The organism is Agromyces sp. Soil535, from assembly GCF_001428255.1.
Classification (GTDB): domain Bacteria; phylum Actinomycetota; class Actinomycetes; order Actinomycetales; family Microbacteriaceae; genus Agromyces.
In genome coordinates, this window is sequence record NZ_LMRW01000025.1 from 101537 (window position 1) to 116418 (window position 14882).

14 protein-coding genes are annotated in these 14882 nt (G+C 70.6%); 9 read left to right on the top strand and 5 right to left on the bottom strand.

What is annotated here, in order from left to right; all coding sequences use genetic code 11:
- The first annotated feature begins 32 nt into the window (after positions 1-32).
- Entirely contained in the window at positions 33-1184 is a 1152-nt protein-coding gene (locus tag ASG80_RS17615) for an NAD(P)/FAD-dependent oxidoreductase (protein WP_056733124.1), read from the top strand.
- Positions 1185-1260: 76 nt separating this feature from the next.
- Here ASG80_RS17615 and ASG80_RS17620 read toward each other — a convergent pair whose 3' ends face one another.
- A complete protein-coding gene (locus tag ASG80_RS17620; RefSeq protein WP_056733127.1) occupies positions 1261-2625 on the bottom strand; it encodes an NAD-dependent succinate-semialdehyde dehydrogenase in 1365 nt (454 codons plus the stop codon).
- Positions 2626-2823: 198 nt separating this feature from the next.
- Here ASG80_RS17620 and ASG80_RS17625 point away from each other — a divergent pair, with 198 nt between their 5' ends.
- The 3 genes from ASG80_RS17625 to ASG80_RS17635 are packed head-to-tail and all read left to right on the top strand — an operon-like array spanning position 2824 to position 5550.
- Positions 2824-4035 (top strand): CaiB/BaiF CoA-transferase family protein, encoded by a 1212-nt coding sequence (locus tag ASG80_RS17625; protein WP_082590588.1) that lies wholly within the window; start codon positions 2824-2826, stop codon positions 4033-4035.
- The gene (locus ASG80_RS17630) at positions 4032-5231 is read left to right on the top strand and encodes an acyl-CoA dehydrogenase family protein (RefSeq protein WP_082590590.1); all 1200 of its coding nucleotides are present in this window, start codon (positions 4032-4034) and stop codon (positions 5229-5231) included. The genes ASG80_RS17625 and ASG80_RS17630 overlap by 4 nt, the downstream gene beginning before the upstream one ends.
- Before the next feature lie 55 nt (positions 5232-5286).
- Positions 5287-5550 carry a hypothetical protein gene (locus tag ASG80_RS17635; protein WP_056733130.1) on the top strand — a complete coding sequence of 88 codons (264 nt, stop codon included), beginning with the start codon at positions 5287-5289 and terminating at the stop codon, positions 5548-5550.
- Between the two features lie 66 nt (positions 5551-5616).
- Here the strand turns inward: ASG80_RS17635 and ASG80_RS17640 are convergent, their stop codons facing one another.
- Positions 5617-5946, bottom strand: a complete 330-nt coding sequence (locus tag ASG80_RS17640; RefSeq protein ID WP_056733132.1) for a hypothetical protein — start codon at positions 5944-5946, stop codon at positions 5617-5619.
- Positions 5947-6247: 301 nt separating this feature from the next.
- Between ASG80_RS17640 and ASG80_RS17645 the strand changes: the two genes are divergently transcribed.
- From ASG80_RS17645 to ASG80_RS17665, 5 genes are all read left to right on the top strand, one after another.
- A complete protein-coding gene (locus ASG80_RS17645; RefSeq protein WP_056733135.1) occupies positions 6248-7060 on the top strand; it encodes an amino acid ABC transporter substrate-binding protein in 813 nt (270 codons plus the stop codon).
- Between the two features lie 33 nt (positions 7061-7093).
- The gene (locus ASG80_RS17650; protein WP_156401926.1) at positions 7094-7759 is read left to right on the top strand and encodes an amino acid ABC transporter permease; all 666 of its coding nucleotides are present in this window, start codon (positions 7094-7096) and stop codon (positions 7757-7759) included.
- On the top strand, positions 7746-8588 hold the full coding sequence (locus tag ASG80_RS17655; RefSeq protein WP_082590592.1) for an amino acid ABC transporter ATP-binding protein: 843 nt from the start codon (positions 7746-7748) through the stop codon (positions 8586-8588). The genes ASG80_RS17650 and ASG80_RS17655 overlap by 14 nt, the downstream gene beginning before the upstream one ends.
- 82 nt (positions 8589-8670) lie before the next feature.
- Entirely contained in the window at positions 8671-9798 is a 1128-nt protein-coding gene (locus tag ASG80_RS17660; protein WP_056733137.1) for an NAD(P)/FAD-dependent oxidoreductase, read from the top strand.
- Positions 9799-9890: 92 nt separating this feature from the next.
- Positions 9891-10640 carry a Pr6Pr family membrane protein gene (locus ASG80_RS17665; RefSeq protein WP_156401927.1) on the top strand — a complete coding sequence of 250 codons (750 nt, stop codon included), beginning with the start codon at positions 9891-9893 and terminating at the stop codon, positions 10638-10640.
- Here ASG80_RS17665 and ASG80_RS24760 read toward each other — a convergent pair.
- The 3 genes from ASG80_RS24760 to ASG80_RS17680 all read right to left on the bottom strand — a co-directional run bounded on the left by ASG80_RS24760 (position 10537) and on the right by ASG80_RS17680 (position 14761).
- Positions 10537-12018 (bottom strand): FAD-dependent oxidoreductase, encoded by a 1482-nt coding sequence (locus ASG80_RS24760; RefSeq protein WP_156401928.1) that lies wholly within the window; start codon positions 12016-12018, stop codon positions 10537-10539. The genes ASG80_RS17665 and ASG80_RS24760 overlap by 104 nt on opposite strands.
- A 31-nt stretch (positions 12019-12049) precedes the next feature.
- The gene (locus tag ASG80_RS17675; protein WP_235508379.1) at positions 12050-13273 is read right to left on the bottom strand and encodes an aminotransferase class I/II-fold pyridoxal phosphate-dependent enzyme; all 1224 of its coding nucleotides are present in this window, start codon (positions 13271-13273) and stop codon (positions 12050-12052) included.
- A 75-nt stretch (positions 13274-13348) separates the two neighbouring features.
- Entirely contained in the window at positions 13349-14761 is a 1413-nt protein-coding gene (locus ASG80_RS17680; protein ID WP_162256650.1) for an aspartate aminotransferase family protein, read from the bottom strand.
- Positions 14762-14882: the final 121 nt, after the last annotated feature.

Here is a 14882-nt window from a genome sequence, read left to right on the forward strand (position 1 = left end):
GGACCACGTGGCGTCACCGTAGCGTCCCGTCCATGAACGAGACACCTCACGACATCCAGAGCGAGTCCGGTCGAGTGCTCGACACCGTCGTCATCGGAGGCGGGCAGGCCGGGCTGGCGATCGCCTACCACCTGGCGCAGCAGCACCGCGACCTCGTGATCCTCGACGCGCACGAGCGCGTCGGCGACGCGTGGCGCCTGCGCTGGGACTCCCTGCGCCTGTTCACGCCCGCGAAGTTCGACGGCCTCTCGGGCTTGCCGTTCCCGGGCGACCGGCTCGGGTTCCCGACGAAGGACGAACAGGCCGACTACCTCGAGGCGTACGCGGCGCACTTCGGGCTGCCCGTGCGAACGGGCGTCCACGTTGATCGGGTGCACCGAGTCGGCGACCGGTTCCTCGTCGAGGCCGGTGCACGTCACTGGGAGGCCGAGAACGTGGTGCTGGCGACGGGCGGGTACCAGGTGCCCCGGGTTCCCGACTTCGCCGGTCGGATCGCGGCATCCGTGTTGCAGCTCCATTCGAGCGACTACCGGAACCCGATGCAGCTGCGGCCGGGTGCCGTGCTCGTCGTGGGGATGGGCAACTCGGGCGCCGAGATCGCGCTCGACGTGAGCGGCTCGCATGCGACGACCATCGCCGGCACGCCGACCGGCGAGCTGCCGGTGCATCACGGCCGTGCGGCGGCGCGGTTCGTGCTGCCCGTCATGCGGTTCGCGGGACTGCACGTGCTCACCCTCGGAACCCCGATCGGACGGCGCGTGCTGCCGAAGCTCGCCGGCCGCGGCGCGCCCCTGATCCGCACGAAGCGCGCCGACCTCGACGCGGCCGGCGTCGCCCGGGCCGGGCGGGTGCTCGACGTCCGCGAGGGGAGGCCGGTCACCGCCGACGGCGGCGTGCTCGACGTGGCGAACGTCATCTGGTGCACGGGGTACCGGGACGACCAGGCGTGGGTCGACCTCCCCGCGTTCGACGACGACGGGACGATGCGCCAGCGCCGGGGCGTCGTGGACGCCGTTCCCGGCCTCTTCGTGATCGGGCGGGAATTCATGTACGCCATGGTCTCCGGGACCCTGCCCGGGGTGACCCGCGATGCGGCGTACCTCGCCAGGCAGATGATGCGGGCGCGACGCGCGACGCCGTCGCCGACGGATGCCGCGACCGCCGCCTCCGCGCGGGCTTCCTGACGCGATGAGCCCCCGACAGAGGGTTGAGTTCCAAGGGTCGGGGGCTCATCGGGCTCATCGAGCACGACGCGACGCGTCAGCCGATGCGGATCATCTTCTTGTTGACGAACTCGTCGGCGCCGAAGCGGCCCAGCTCACGGCCCGAGCCGGAGCGCTTGACGCCGCCGAAGGGCAGCTCCGCACCGTCGGCGAGCACGACGTTCACGAACACCATTCCCGCCTCGATGCCGTCGGCGACACGCAGGGCCTGCTCCTCATCGGTCGTGTACACGTACGATCCGAGTCCGAATGGGATGTCGTTCGCGAGACGAACGGCCTCGGCTTCGTCCTTCGCGCGGTACACCTGGGCGACCGGGCCGAAGAACTCCTCCTTCGACGCAGGGTTCTCGGGCGTGACATCCGTGAGCACCGTCGTCTGGAAGAACGCGCCCTCGCGGGTGCCGCCGTGCACGAGCGTGGCCCCGTGCTCGACCGCGCGCCTGACCTGCTCGTCGAGGCCCTCCGCCGCCTTCAGCGACGACAGCGGCCCGAGCGCGGTCTCTGCCGAGGTCGGGTCGCCCGTCTCGACCTCGGCGAGCTTCGCCGTGAACTTCTCGAGGAACGGGTCGTAGAGCTCGTCGGCGACGATGAACCGCTTGGCCGCATTGCAGGACTGGCCGTTGTTGTCGAGGCGAGCGTCGACCGCGGCCTGCACGGTCGCGTCGAGGTCGTCGGTCGAGAGCAGGATGAAGGGGTCGGAGCCGCCGAGTTCGAGGACGACCTTCTTCAGGTGGCGGCCGGCGACCTCGGCGACGGCGGCGCCCGCTCGCTCGGAGCCGGTGAGCGAGACGCCCTGCACACGCGGGTCGGCGATGACCGTCTCGATCTGCGCGTGCGAGGCGTAGATGTTCACGTAGCCGCCGACGGGGAAGCCGGCGTCGAGGAAGGTGCGCTCGATGGCGGCAGCCGACTCGGGGCACTGCTCCGCGTGCTTCAGCAGGATCGTGTTGCCGATGATGAGGTTCGGGCCGGCGAAGCGGGCGACCTGGTAGTAGGGGAAGTTCCACGGCATGACGCCGAGGAGCACGCCGAGCGAGCTGCGGCGGATCACGGCCGTGCCCTCGCCGGCGAGCAGCGTGATCGGCTCATCCTTCAGGAAGTCGGCCGAGTGGTCGGCGTAGTACTCGTAGATCGCTCCCGCGAAGTCGACCTCTCCGAGGGCCTGCTCGATCGGCTTGCCCATCTCGCTCACGATGATCTCGGCGAGCTCCTGGCGGCGCTCGACGTGCAGTTCGCCGACGCGGCGGACGAGGGCGGCGCGCTCCTCGACCGTGCTCGACTTCGACCACGTGCGGTGCGCCTCGTCGGCGGTCGCGATCGCCGTGTCGAGCTCGGCGTCGGTGATCGTCGGAAAGGTCTTGATCGTCTCTCCGGTTGCCGGATTGACCACGGCGTAGCTCATGGGACTCCTCTGTCGATGGTGCACGTGGACACGCCAACCGGACGGCGACGACGGTGCACACCTGCGACAAGCCTATGCCGCGGCACATGGACCGGGAATCGACGTGATGGCGGATCCGCGGCATCCGCTGGACGGTGTGTACAGCGAACCCCACGCATCGGCTGGGTATCGTGGTGTGGTCGAGCCGAGGAGGGCGGAATGGGTGACCGCGTGCTCAGTGGCATCCGCGTCGCCGACTTCTCACGTGTGCTCGCCGGCCCCTACGCGACGATGACGCTCGCCGACTTCGGCGCCGACGTGGTGAAGGTCGAGCCGCCCGCGGGCGACGAGACCCGGCACTGGCATCCGCCTGTCGATGCGACCGGGCAGTCGACGTACTTCGGCAGCGTGAACCGCAACAAGCGTTCGGTGGCGCTCGATCTCACGGATGCCGCGGACCTCGCCGAGGCACGCCGACTCGCCGTGACGGCCGATGTCGTCGTGGAGAACTTCCGGCCGGGCGTCATGGACCGGTTCGGCCTCGCGTACGAGGACGTGCAGGCGATCAACCCCGCCGTGGTCTACTGCTCGATCACCGGCTTCGGCACTGGGGAGGGCGCCGCGCTCGCCGGCTACGACCTGCTCGTGCAGGCGCTCGGCGGGCTGATGAGCATCACCGGTGAGCCCGACGGCGAACCCGCGAAGGCCGGCGTCGCGCTCGTCGACGTGCTCACCGGACAGAACGCCGTCGCCGGCATCCTGCTCGCGCTGCGCGAGCGCGACCGCACCGGGCTCGGCCAGCACGTCGAGGTGAACCTGCTGCAGAGCCTGCTCTCCGCGCTCGTGAACCAGGCCGGCTCGACGCTCGCCACCGGGGTGCCGCCGCGCCGCCTCGGGAACCGGCATCCGAGCATCGCCCCGTATGCGGTGTTCCCCGCGGCCGACCGGGACCTCGTGATCGCCGTCGGCAACGACAAGCAGTTCCGGGCGCTCGCGTGGCTCCTGGGCGTGCCGGGCCTCGCCGATGACGACCGGTACGCCACCAACGCCTCCCGGGTCGCGCACCGCGACCACCTGCACGCCGAGCTCGAGGCGGCGCTCGCCACGGCTCGTGCGGCCGAGTGGGTCGAGCGCTGCAGGGAGGCGGGCGTGCCCGCCGGGCTGGTGCACGACGTCGGTGAGGCGTTCCTCTTCGCCGAGGCGCTCGGCCTGGAGCCCGTGGCCGAGATCGCAGGAACGGATGCCGCGCATCGCTCGGTCGCCAGCCCCATCGGCCTCGCGGCACCTGCTGCGCAGTACCGGATGCCGCCGCCGCTGCTCGGCGAGCACGGCGGCGCCGACTGGCTCGACCGCGACCCCGCCCACCAGGGCCTCGCAGACCACGACCCCGCCGACCACGACCCTGCCGACCGATCGAAGGACCCCGCATGACCCACTCAGCTCCGCTCATGGACGCCGTGTTCGACCTCGACGCCCTGCTCACCGACGGGGAGCGCGAGTGGCGCGACCGCGCGCGCCGCTTCGCCGAGGAACGCATCCTCCCGGTGATCGAGGAGGACTTCGAGCACAAGCACTTCCGGCGCGAGCTCGTGCGCGAGCTCGGCGAGGCCGGGTTCCTCGGCATGCACCTGCAGGGCTACGGATGCGCCGGCGCGGGTGCGGTGGCCTACGGGCTCGTGTGCCTCGAGCTCGAGGCCGCCGACAGCGGCTGGCGTACCTTCGTGTCGGTGCAGGGCTCGCTCGCGATGGGCTCGATCCTCGCGTACGGTTCCGAAGAGCAGAAGCAGCGGTGGTTGCCGGGCATGGCCGCCGGAGAGCTGATCGGATGCTTCGCCCTCACCGAGCCGCAGAGCGGCAGCGACCCCGCGGCGATGACGACGACCGCGCGCCGCGACGGCGACGAGTGGGTGCTCGACGGTACCAAGCGCTGGATCGGGCTCGCCTCGATCGCCGACGTCGCGATCGTGTGGGCGCGGGTCGACGACCCGTCGGGCGCATACGGGCAGGGTGGCGGCGCCGTGCGCGGCTTCCTCGTGCCGACGTCGACGCCCGGCTACACGGCGACCGCGATCGACGGCAAGCTCGCGATGCGCGCCTCGGTGCAGTGCGACGTGACGCTCGACGGGGTGCGCCTCCCAGCGGACGCCATGCTGCCAGGGACGTCCGGGCTCTCCGGACCGCTCGGACGCCTCAGCGAGGCGCGCTACGGCATCGTGTGGGGCGCCATGGGCGCCGCGCGCTCATGCTTCGAGGCGGCGCTCGAGCGTTCGGTGACGCGCGAGGTGTTCGGCAAGCCGATCGGCGCATACCAGTTGACGCAGGCCAAGCTCGCCGACATGCTCATAGAGGTCGAGAAGGGCATGCTGCTCGCCCTGCACCTCGGCCGCCTCAAGGAGCGCGGCGCGCTCACGCCGGTGCAGATCTCCGTGGGCAAGCTCAACGCCGTACGCGAGGCCATCGAGATCGCCCACCAGGCGCGGACGATCCTCGCAGGCGACGGCATCACGAATGCGTTCCCCGTGATGCGGCACGCGGCCAACCTCGAGGCGGTGCGCACCTACGAGGGCACCGACGAGATCCACCAGCTCGTTATCGGTCGGGCCCTCACCGGGCTCAACGCGTTCTGATCCACCGGCACGTCGTGGACATGCCACGGCGTGGTTCCAACCAGAAGGAGAAGTGATGAAGGCAACGGAGCCTCGACTCACCCGCGCTGTCGTCGAATGGACCGGATGGGGCCGCACGGCCCGGCCTGCACGCGACGACGCCAGGGTCATCGCCCGATTCGGCCGCGAAGCCGGTCCGGCGCTCGCCAAGGCCGCCCGCCGACTCGAGGCCGACTACTCGGCCGGCTCGGCGGAGTTCCGAACGCGGCATCCCGAGCTCGGTGGTGACGCGGTCGACGCGCTCGCGTGGTGCGCGGAGAGCGACCGCGGCCGCGGATAGTCGCGAGCAGCCCGACGTTGCGAGGCGGCCGCCCATGGGGACGGCCGCCTCGCTGCGCGCGGACGATCAATTGATGCCGGGGATGATGAGCCACCGGTTCAGCAGGACCAGCCAGAGCGCGATGAGCGCGAGCGCGATGATCGGGAGGGTGAGCCCGGTGCGTCCGCGGGTGATGAGCGCCACCACCAGCACGACGAGCGTCGCGATGCCGAGCACGAGCGACCCGAACGGGATGCCGGGCAGGAACAGCGACAGGAGGAACAGGCCGGCGACGACGATCTCGATGATGCCGACGACGGTGGAGCCGCCGCGTGCGCGAAGGCGCATGATGCCGTCGACGAGGGCGAGCGCGCCGCCGACGAGGGCGATGAGGAGGAGCCAGGACAGCGTGATCATGGGATTCCTTCGGGTTGGCGTGGGGGCACCGCGCCGCGGGAGGGGACTCCCACGACGGGCCCAGCCTAGCGACGCGACCGCGGCCCGGGCGAGGGGTTGCGCACGACACGCCGCTGCATGTATGCCGCGTCGCGCATACGCCGCGCACGGGACATCCGTCCACATCTCGCCAGGCCCGGAATGCAACGTGGAGTCATCCGGTTTCACCCGGAGGTCGCCGCCGTGCTGGACTCGTCTGACCGGGGCGACCGACCGAAGCCTCCGGCATCCAGCCCAACGTCACGAACGGAGCACCACCGCAATGTCACGCGCCCGCACCCTGCTCGGCCTCGTCGCCGCATCCGCCGCCGCCCTCGCCCTGGCCGCCTGCTCGAGCGGCGCTCCCGCCGCGAGCGACGACGCGTCGGGCGGTGACGAGTACGGGCTCGTGAAGGCGGGCACGCTGACCGTCGCGACCGAGGGCACCTACCGTCCGTTCAGCTACCACGAGGACGGCAGCGGCGACCTGACCGGCTACGACGTGGAGGTCGCCGAGGCGGTGGCCGACAAGCTCGGCCTCGAGATCGAGTTCCAGGAGACCCAGTGGGACGCGATCTTCGCGGGCCTGGACGCCGGCCGGTTCGACGTGATCGCCAACCAGGTCTCGATCAATCCCGAGCGCGAGGAGCAGTACCTCTTCAGCGAGCCCTACACCGTCTCCCCGGGCGTCATCGTGGTGAAGGAGGGCGACTCGTCGATCTCGAGCTTCGACGACCTCGCCGGCAAGACCACCGCGCAGTCGCTCACGAGCAACTGGTACGAACTCGCCCAGGAGTCGGGCGCGAACGTCGAGGCAGTCGAGGGCTGGGCCCAGGCCGTCGCACTGCTCGAGCAGGGCCGCGTCGACGCGACCATCAACGACGAGCTGACCTACCTCGACTACGTGAAGACCAACGGCCAGTCGGGCCTCGAGGTCGCGGCCGAGACCGACGACCCGTCGCTCAGCGCGCTCGCGTTCACGAAGGACAAGGCCGCCCTCGTCGTCGCGATCGACGCCGCCCTTGCGGAGCTCCGCGAGGAGGGCGTGCTCGCCGAGCTCGGTGACAAGTACTTCGGGGCCGACGTCTCCGAGTAGGCTCGCGCCCGTCCTCACGAAGGGGGTGTCGCCGTGGCATCCGGCTGGCAACTGTTCCTTGAATCATTCTGGCCGATCGTCTGGGGCGGGCTGAGCGGCACCATCCCGCTCGCCCTGGCCTCGTTCGCGATCGGGCTCGTGATCGCGCTCGCCGTCGCGCTCGCGCGGATCTCGAAGAACCGCGTGCTCTCGGGCATCGGGCGGTTCTACGTGTCGGTGATCCGCGGCACCCCGCTGCTCGTGCAGCTGTTCGTGATCTTCTACGGACTGCCCGCGGTCGGCATCGTGATCGACCCGTGGCCGAGCGCGATCGCGGCGTTCTCGCTCAACGTCGGCGGGTACGCAGCCGAGATCATCCGCGCCGCGATCCTGTCGGTGCCAAAGGGGCAGTGGGAGGCCGGGTACACGATCGGCATGTCGCACACGACGACGCTGCGGCGCATCATCCTGCCGCAGGCCGCCCGGGTCTCGGTGCCGCCGCTGTCGAACACCTTCATCTCGCTCGTGAAGGACACGTCGCTCGCCTCGCTGATCCTCGTGACCGAGCTGTTCCGCGTCTCGCAGGAGATCGCGGCGTTCACGCAGGACTTCATGCTGCTCTACCTCGAGGCGGCGCTGATCTACTGGCTGTTCTGCCTTGTGCTGTCGAGCGGGCAGAACGCGCTCGAGAGGAGGCTCGATCGCTATGTCGCCCACTGATGACGGCGTGCAGCCGCAGGGGCCGGATGCCGCGGGCGGCGACCCGCTCGCCCCGCGGGCCGCGCCCGACGACTCCGTGCTGCTGACCGCACGGGGCATCCGCAAGTCGTTCGGCGACAACGAGGTACTTCGCTCGATCGACCTCGAGGTGCGGCGCGGCGAGGTCGTGGTGCTCATCGGACCGAGCGGCTCGGGCAAGACCACCGTGCTGCGCTCCCTCAACGGGCTGGAGACGCCCGACGGCGGCACGATCGCGTTCGCCGGCGGGCCCGAGCTCGACTTCTCGGGAGCGATCCCGAAGGCCGGGCGCTTCGCGCTGCGCGACCGGTCGGCGATGGTGTTCCAGCAGCACAACCTGTTCCCGCACATGACCGTGCTCGAGAACGTGATCGAGGGCCCAGTGCTCGTGCAGCGCGTGCCGAAGGCGCGGGCGGTCGCCGAGGCATCCGCCCTGCTCGAGCGGGTGGGCCTCGCCGAGAAGCGCGACGCCTACCCCTTCCAGCTCTCGGGCGGGCAGCAGCAGCGCGTCGGCATCGTGCGAGCGCTCGCCCTGAAGCCCGACCTTCTGCTCTTCGACGAGCCGACGAGCGCGCTCGACCCCGAGCTCGTCGGCGAGGTGCTGTCGGTGATCAAGGAGCTCGCCGACGAAGGGTGGACGATGGTCGTGGTCACCCACGAGGTGAGTTTCGCGCGCCAGGCGGCCGACGAGGTGCTGTTCATGGACGGCGGCGTCGTGGTGGAGCGCGGAGCGCCCAAGCAGATCTTCACGAACCCGACACAGGAGCGCACGCGGAGGTTCCTCGACCGGATCCTGCGGCCGCTCGACTGAGCGGCGCGCCGCGTCGATGCTTCGATGCGAGCGATCGCGTCGGGCGTGGACGTCGGGTGGTGCCTGGGCACATCATGGGTGCATGACGACGAACGTCATGATCCTCGGGGCCGGCTTCGGCGGCTTGGAACTGGCCAGCGCGCTGTCGGAGCGCCTCTCGGGCGAGGTCGAGGTCACCCTCGTCGACCAGCACGACGCGTTCGTCTTCGGATACTCGAAGCTCGAGATCCTCTTCGGACACCAGACTACGGATCAGGTGCGTATTCCGTACCGCGGGATCACCAGGCCGGGCGTGGAGTTCCGGCAGGAACGCGTGCTGACGATCGACCCGGCGACGCGACACGTCGTCACCGATGTCGCGGCGTACGACCCCGACGTGATCGTCGTGGCCCTCGGCGCCGACTACGACCTGGCTGCGACGCCGGGATTCGTCGAAGGAGGCTTCGAGTACTACTCGGTCGCCGGTGCCGAGCGGCTTCGTGACGAGTTGGATGTGTTCGGCGGGGGCAGGGTGCTGCTCGCCGTCCTCTCCATCCCCTTCAAGTGCCCGCCCGCGCCATACGAGGCGATGTTGCTGCTCCACGACCGGCTCGTCGCCCGCGGACTCCGCGACGCCAGCGAACTCCACGTGGTCACCCCGCAGCGGGCGCCGGTGCCCGTCTCCCCGGAGACCTCCGCCGCACTCGAGCGGGCGATGGCGGAACGCGGGATCGCGTACACGAAGCGACACCGCGTCTACGGGATCGACCCCGACGCACGGGTCGCGCATTTCAAGGACCACGACGAGCCGTTCGACCTGTTCATCGGCATTCCGGTGCACAAGGTCCCCGACGTGCTCGTCGAGGCAGGCCTGACCGAGGACGGCTGGGTCAAGGTGGACCCGCGCACCCTCGAGACGCCGTACCCAGGGGTGTACGCCCTCGGCGACTGCGCTGAGACCGGCATACCCAAGGCAGGGACGTTCGCGGAGAGCGACGCCCGCGTCGTCGCCGACGAGATCGCGAGCACGATCCTCGGCGGTGGCGTGCACGCATCGGGCGGAACCGGGCTCTGCTTCGTGGAGTTCGGCAACGGCGAGCTCGGCCGCGTCGACGTGGACTTCCACGCACGAGGCGGGCCGACCGCCCCGCTCCTCGGCCCGGCGCCTGCGTACGCGGCCGAGAAGGCCGAGTTCGGCGCCGTGCGGCGGGCGCGCTGGTTCGGCGTGTGAGGCGGGTCGCCCGCATCCGGCCGCGATCCGGGTGCCGGCGCCGGTCGCGATGCGCGCCCCGTCCGCCTCCGGGCAGGGCGTAGCGTGGTGCCATGCCCGCTCGCAGCCCCGGAGTCACGGTTCGGGGCCCGAGGGTGAGGCAGGCGCTCGGGATCTTCCGGCTGCTCGTCGCCGCGCTCGAGGTCGTGGCCATCATCGGGAACTTCCAGTACGTGCTCGGGTTCCGCTTCTTCGCCACGACGAACTTCTTCAGCTACTTCACCGTGCAGTCGGCGCTGGCGGCGGTCATCACGCTCGCGATCGCCGGGTGGTTCGCACTGCGGCGGCCCCGCGATCCCGCGTGGCTCGGCATCCTTCGCACGATGGTGACCGTCTACGTGCTCGTCTCCGGTCTCGTCTTCGGGCTCATCGTCGCGCAGGCCTCGACGCGCGACTATCGCGTCGACGTGCCGTGGTCGGACACCCTCCTCCATTTCGTGGTGCCGGCGCTCGCCGTCGTGGCGTGGACGACCGACGCGGTGCTCGCCGTGAATCCTCCCGTGCCGTGGTCGACGGTCGGCTGGGTACTCGTGTACCCGTCGCTGTGGCTCGCCTACACCCTCCTCCGGGGTTCCGACATCGGCTGGTACCCGTACTTCTTCCTCGACGAGGCGCAGGTCGGCGGGCTCCTCGGCGTCGCGCTCTACTGCGCGCTCGTGCTCGGGATCTTCGTCTGCCTGACCGCCGCGCTCGTCGCGGTCAACCGCGCGCTGTGGCGTATGGCCCGAGATCGGCGAGCACGGATTCGAGAAACGCCGGATCGTCGAGTTCCTCGAGTCGAGTCGCCTGTCTCGCAGCGATGACCCCGAGAAGCACGGGGTCGCCGGTCGGGGCGCCGACGTCGATCCACGCTCCGACCGACGTCGGTTCACCGACGACCGTGAGCACGTCGGGAGTTGCGGAGGGGGCGTACGGGGCATCCGCTCGCCAGAAGGCGGAGTCGAAACGCAGCCAGACGGTGTCGACGACGCCCATGCCCAGCACCGAGATCGCACGCTGGTGCAGGAGCGGCAGGGTGGGGGAGAAACGCAGCGTGTCGGTCTTCAGCACGCCGAGCGGTACCGTGACGATCGCGCGATCGACGGTCAGTGACTCGCCGGAGTCGAGCCGGAGGCTCACCCGCCGATCGTCGTAGGCGATGCGGGTGACGACACTCGAGACGGCGACGTCGACGGATGCCGCGAGCGCGTCGACGTAGTCGGCGAGGCGGCCGGTGACGAGTCGCTTCGGCTCGCCGAGCTGAGCGAGATCGATGCCGCTTGCCGAGAGCTGATTGGTCGTCGCGCCGGTGGCCGGCTCGACGGCGCTCCCGATCGTGTGGACGAGCCAGTCCGCGGGGCTGACCCCTTCGGCATCGGGGGTGTTCGACAGCGGGACCACGCCCGCACCCACGAGCGCGGCGGCGAGCGACACGTCACCACGCTGCGTCGCCGCCCACGCCTGGGCCGCGGCGATCGCGTCGGGTCCCGTCGACGGGATCGGCACCACGACTCCCGCCACCGTGCGCGCCTCGACGACGGCGGCGAACGGCCGGGTGAAGACGGACGCCTCGACGAGTCCGTCGAGCAGTGCGCCATCTTCCCCGACGAAGACGGCGCCGAGTTCGATCGGCTGGTCGAAGTCCGCATCGTCGACCGAGTCGATGCGACCGCCGAGGCGCTCGCGCGCCTCCAGGACGACCACCTCGAAGCCTGCGTCGACGAGTACTCGCGCGGCCGTGAGCCCGGCGAGACCGGCGCCCACGATGCCGACGCGCTCGCCGGGTTCGCCGATCTGCTGGATGGCGGCCGCCTGGCGCAGTCCGCTCGCGTGCGCGCCGACGAGCGTGCCCGGGGCATCCGGATCGCAGGCCTCGCCCGCGAAGAACAGCCGGTCGGCGACCGGATCGGCGAGCGTCTCCCGGAGTTCGGGAGTCGCGCCGACGGCGTCGAAGCTGAACGCGCCGCGGGCGAACGGGTCCGCCCCCCAGCGCGAGCGACGCATGGCCGCCGGGAGCGGCACGCCGTTCGCGGGCGGCGTCGGGGTGGGCGTCGGTGTCGGGCTCGTGGTCGGCGTGGGCGAGGGCGTCGGACTCGGCTGCGGCCAGACGCAACTCGACAGCGTGACGGCGGCGATCCCCGAGAGCGACGCGGCGAGGAAGGTTCGCCGGGCCATGCCGCCGGACGTCGCCCGAGAGTCCATGGAACTCAGGCTAGCCGACGGCTCGACGTCGTCAGCGAGCCGCCGGCACGCCGGCAGCACGGAACGCGGCCGCGAACCGCGGCAGGCTGGCTTCGATCGTCTCCATCGTGGCGGTCAGCGAGATGCGGAAGAAGCCGGGCGTCTCGAACATCCCTCCCGGAAGGACGAGCACCCCCTCGCGGTCGAGTGCCTGCGCGAAGGCGGCGTCGTCCGTGAGCGGCGACTCGGGGAACAGGTAGAACGTGCCTTCGGGAACCGTGACCCGGTATCCGATCTCACGCAGTGCCGCGACCATCACGTCGCGCTTGCGCTGGAAGAGCGGGATGTCGAACGCGAGCGTCTCGAGGCGCGGCAGCGCGTACTGCATCGACACGTTGGGGAAGAGCCATCCGCCTGCGATCTGCGCCGCCTCGATCGCATCCCGGAAGACCTCGCGGCCGGGCATCGTCGGCGGGAGAGCGAGGTACCCGATGCGCTCGCCCGGCGACAGCAGGGTCTTGCCGTAGCTGTAGGCGAGGAAGCTCCACGGGTAGAACTCGACGGGGCTGCGGAAGCGCGCACCGTCGAAGACGATGCGGTTGTAGGCCTCGTCCGAGATGAGGAAGATGCGGCGCCCGTTGCGCTCCGACGCCTCGTCGAGGATCGTCGCCAGGCGCTCCAGCGTCGCGGGCGGGTAGATCCGTCCGGTGGGGTTGTTGGGGCTGTTGACGATCACGATGCGCGTGCGCGGCGTGATGGCCGCCGCAATGGCCTCGAGGTCGAGGTCCAGCGTCTCGCGGTCGATCGACACCTTCACGGGCACGAGGCCCGCCTCAAGCACGAGCGGCTCGTAGAGGAACCACGGCGGCAGGCTGTAGACCACCTCGTCGCCCGGATCGCCGACGATCTTCAGCGCGGTCGAGATCGCCGTGAACCCGCCGGTCGTGAGGTGCACGTCGTCCGTCTCGAACGGGATGTCGAGGTGACGGCGCAGGGAGTCGGTCGCGGCCTCGATCGCCTTCGCGTCGCCGAGGTTGTACGCGAACCACAGTTCGTGCTGCGGGATCAGCGACTCGCGCAGGATCTCGACATAGGCCTCGGACGGCGGGTCGTGCGGATCGCCGAACGTGAAGTCGAGGACGCCCGGTTCGTGTCGTCGGCTCTGGTAGCCGGAGATCCGGAGGAAGTCGAAGAGCAGTTGGAACGGCGTCGCGCCGGCGACCGTCGCGATCCGATCGGAAGCGAGTCGGTCGTCCATGAGCATCCCTTCGGACATGCCGGATGCTCCGTGGACACGAAGATCCCGCGAGTGCCGCCCATCGTACTCCGCGGCACGAACGCCGGCCCGGGCTCAGGCGACGTGCGTGTCGGCGACCGAGAGCGCCTCGTCGATGATGTCGAGGCCGAGTACGAGCTCGTCCTCCGTGATCACGAGCGGCGGCGCGACGTGCAGGCGGTTGAAGTGCACGAACGGCCAGAGGCCTGCCTGCTTGCACGCGGCAGCCACGGCCGCCATCGGCGCGGCATCCGCTCCACCGGCGTTGAACGGCACGAGCGGCTCGCGGGTCTCGCGATCGCGCACGAGCTCGATCGCCCAGAACAGGCCGAGGCCCCGCACATCGCCGACCGATGGATGCCGCTCGGCCATCGCTCGCAGGCGCGGCGCCACGACTCGAGCGCCGAGGTCGCGCACGCGCTCGAAGATGCCGTCGCGCTCGAAGACCTCGAACGTGGCGACACCCAGGGCGCAGGCGAGCGGATGCCCGGAGTACGTGAGCCCGCCCTGGAACGCGACCGTGTCGAAGTGCGAGGCGATGCGCTGCGAGATCACGACGCCGCCGAGCGGCACGTAGCCGGAGTTCACGCCCTTCGCGAAGGTGATGAGGTCGGGGGTGACGCCGAAGTGGTTCACCGCGAACCACTCGCCGATGCGGCCGAAGCCCACCATGACCTCGTCGGCGATGTAGACGATGCCGTACTTGTCGGCGAGCGCCCGCACGCCCTGCAGGTAGCCGGGCGGCGGCACGAGCACGCCGTTCGTGCCGACGACGGTCTCGATGATGATCGCCGCGATCGTGGCGGCTCCCTCGAGCGTGATGACCTGCTCCAGGTGCGCGAGAGCGCGTTCGGTCTCCGCGACCTCCGACGAGGTGTGGAACGACGAGCGGTACGGGTACGGCCCGAGGAAGTGCGCGACCGACCCGTCCGAGGGCTCGTTCGCCCAGCGGCGCGGGTCGCCAGTGAGCGAGATCGCCGTCGCCGTGCCACCGTGGTAGCTGCGGTACATCGACAGCACCTTGCGGCGACCGGTGACCGCGCGGGCCATGCGCACCGCGTACTCGTTGGCGTCGGCGCCGCCGTTGGTGAAGAACACCTTGTCGAGGTCGCCGGGCGCCACCTCGGCGATACGACGTGCGAGCTCACCGCGCACGTCGTTCGCCATCGACGGCTGGATCGTCGCGAGACGCCCGGCCTGCTGCTGGATCGCGGCGACGAGGTCGGGGTGCTGGTGACCGAGGTTGAGGTTCACGAGCTGCGAGCTGAAGTCGAGGTACGCGTTGCCCGCGTAGTCCCAGAACGTCGAGCCCTCGCCCGCCGCGACGGGCAGCGGGTCGATGAGCGCCTGCGCGCTCCACGAGTGGAACACGTGCGCGCGGTCGTCGGCGCGCACTAGGGCGTCGGCGTCGAGGTCGGGCAGCGGATGCCGCGTGCCGCGCCGGTCGGCGTACGCGGCATCCGTCGCGGTGGTGAGTGTGTCGGTCATGTCGTGGTCCTCTCGCAAAGAGTGCGGGTTGAGGAGGGCGCTCCGCGCCCGTCTCGAAACCCAGTCGTTCGTCGGCCGGGTTTCGAGACGGCGCTGGCGCGCCTCCTCAACCCGCAGCAAC

What these genes read in the sequence shown, in the direction of transcription:
- ASG80_RS17615 (WP_056733124.1), top strand. Translation starts at nt 33, where the DNA reads ATGAACGAGACACCTCACGACATCCAGAGCGAGTCCGGTCGAGTGCTC.
- ASG80_RS17620 (WP_056733127.1), bottom strand. Translation starts at nt 2,625, where the DNA reads ATGAGCTACGCCGTGGTCAATCCGGCAACCGGAGAGACGATCAAGACC.
- ASG80_RS17625 (WP_082590588.1), top strand. Translation starts at nt 2,824, where the DNA reads ATGGGTGACCGCGTGCTCAGTGGCATCCGCGTCGCCGACTTCTCACGT.
- ASG80_RS17630 (WP_082590590.1), top strand. Translation starts at nt 4,032, where the DNA reads ATGACCCACTCAGCTCCGCTCATGGACGCCGTGTTCGACCTCGACGCC.
- ASG80_RS17635 (WP_056733130.1), top strand. Translation starts at nt 5,287, where the DNA reads ATGAAGGCAACGGAGCCTCGACTCACCCGCGCTGTCGTCGAATGGACC.
- ASG80_RS17640 (WP_056733132.1), bottom strand. Translation starts at nt 5,946, where the DNA reads ATGATCACGCTGTCCTGGCTCCTCCTCATCGCCCTCGTCGGCGGCGCG.
- ASG80_RS17645 (WP_056733135.1), top strand. Translation starts at nt 6,248, where the DNA reads ATGTCACGCGCCCGCACCCTGCTCGGCCTCGTCGCCGCATCCGCCGCC.
- ASG80_RS17655 (WP_082590592.1), top strand. Translation starts at nt 7,746, where the DNA reads ATGTCGCCCACTGATGACGGCGTGCAGCCGCAGGGGCCGGATGCCGCG.
- ASG80_RS17660 (WP_056733137.1), top strand. Translation starts at nt 8,671, where the DNA reads ATGACGACGAACGTCATGATCCTCGGGGCCGGCTTCGGCGGCTTGGAA.
- ASG80_RS17665 (WP_156401927.1), top strand. Translation starts at nt 9,891, where the DNA reads ATGCCCGCTCGCAGCCCCGGAGTCACGGTTCGGGGCCCGAGGGTGAGG.
- ASG80_RS24760 (WP_156401928.1), bottom strand. Translation starts at nt 12,018, where the DNA reads ATGGACTCTCGGGCGACGTCCGGCGGCATGGCCCGGCGAACCTTCCTC.
- ASG80_RS17675 (WP_235508379.1), bottom strand. Translation starts at nt 13,273, where the DNA reads ATGTCCGAAGGGATGCTCATGGACGACCGACTCGCTTCCGATCGGATC.
- ASG80_RS17680 (WP_162256650.1), bottom strand. Translation starts at nt 14,761, where the DNA reads ATGACCGACACACTCACCACCGCGACGGATGCCGCGTACGCCGACCGG.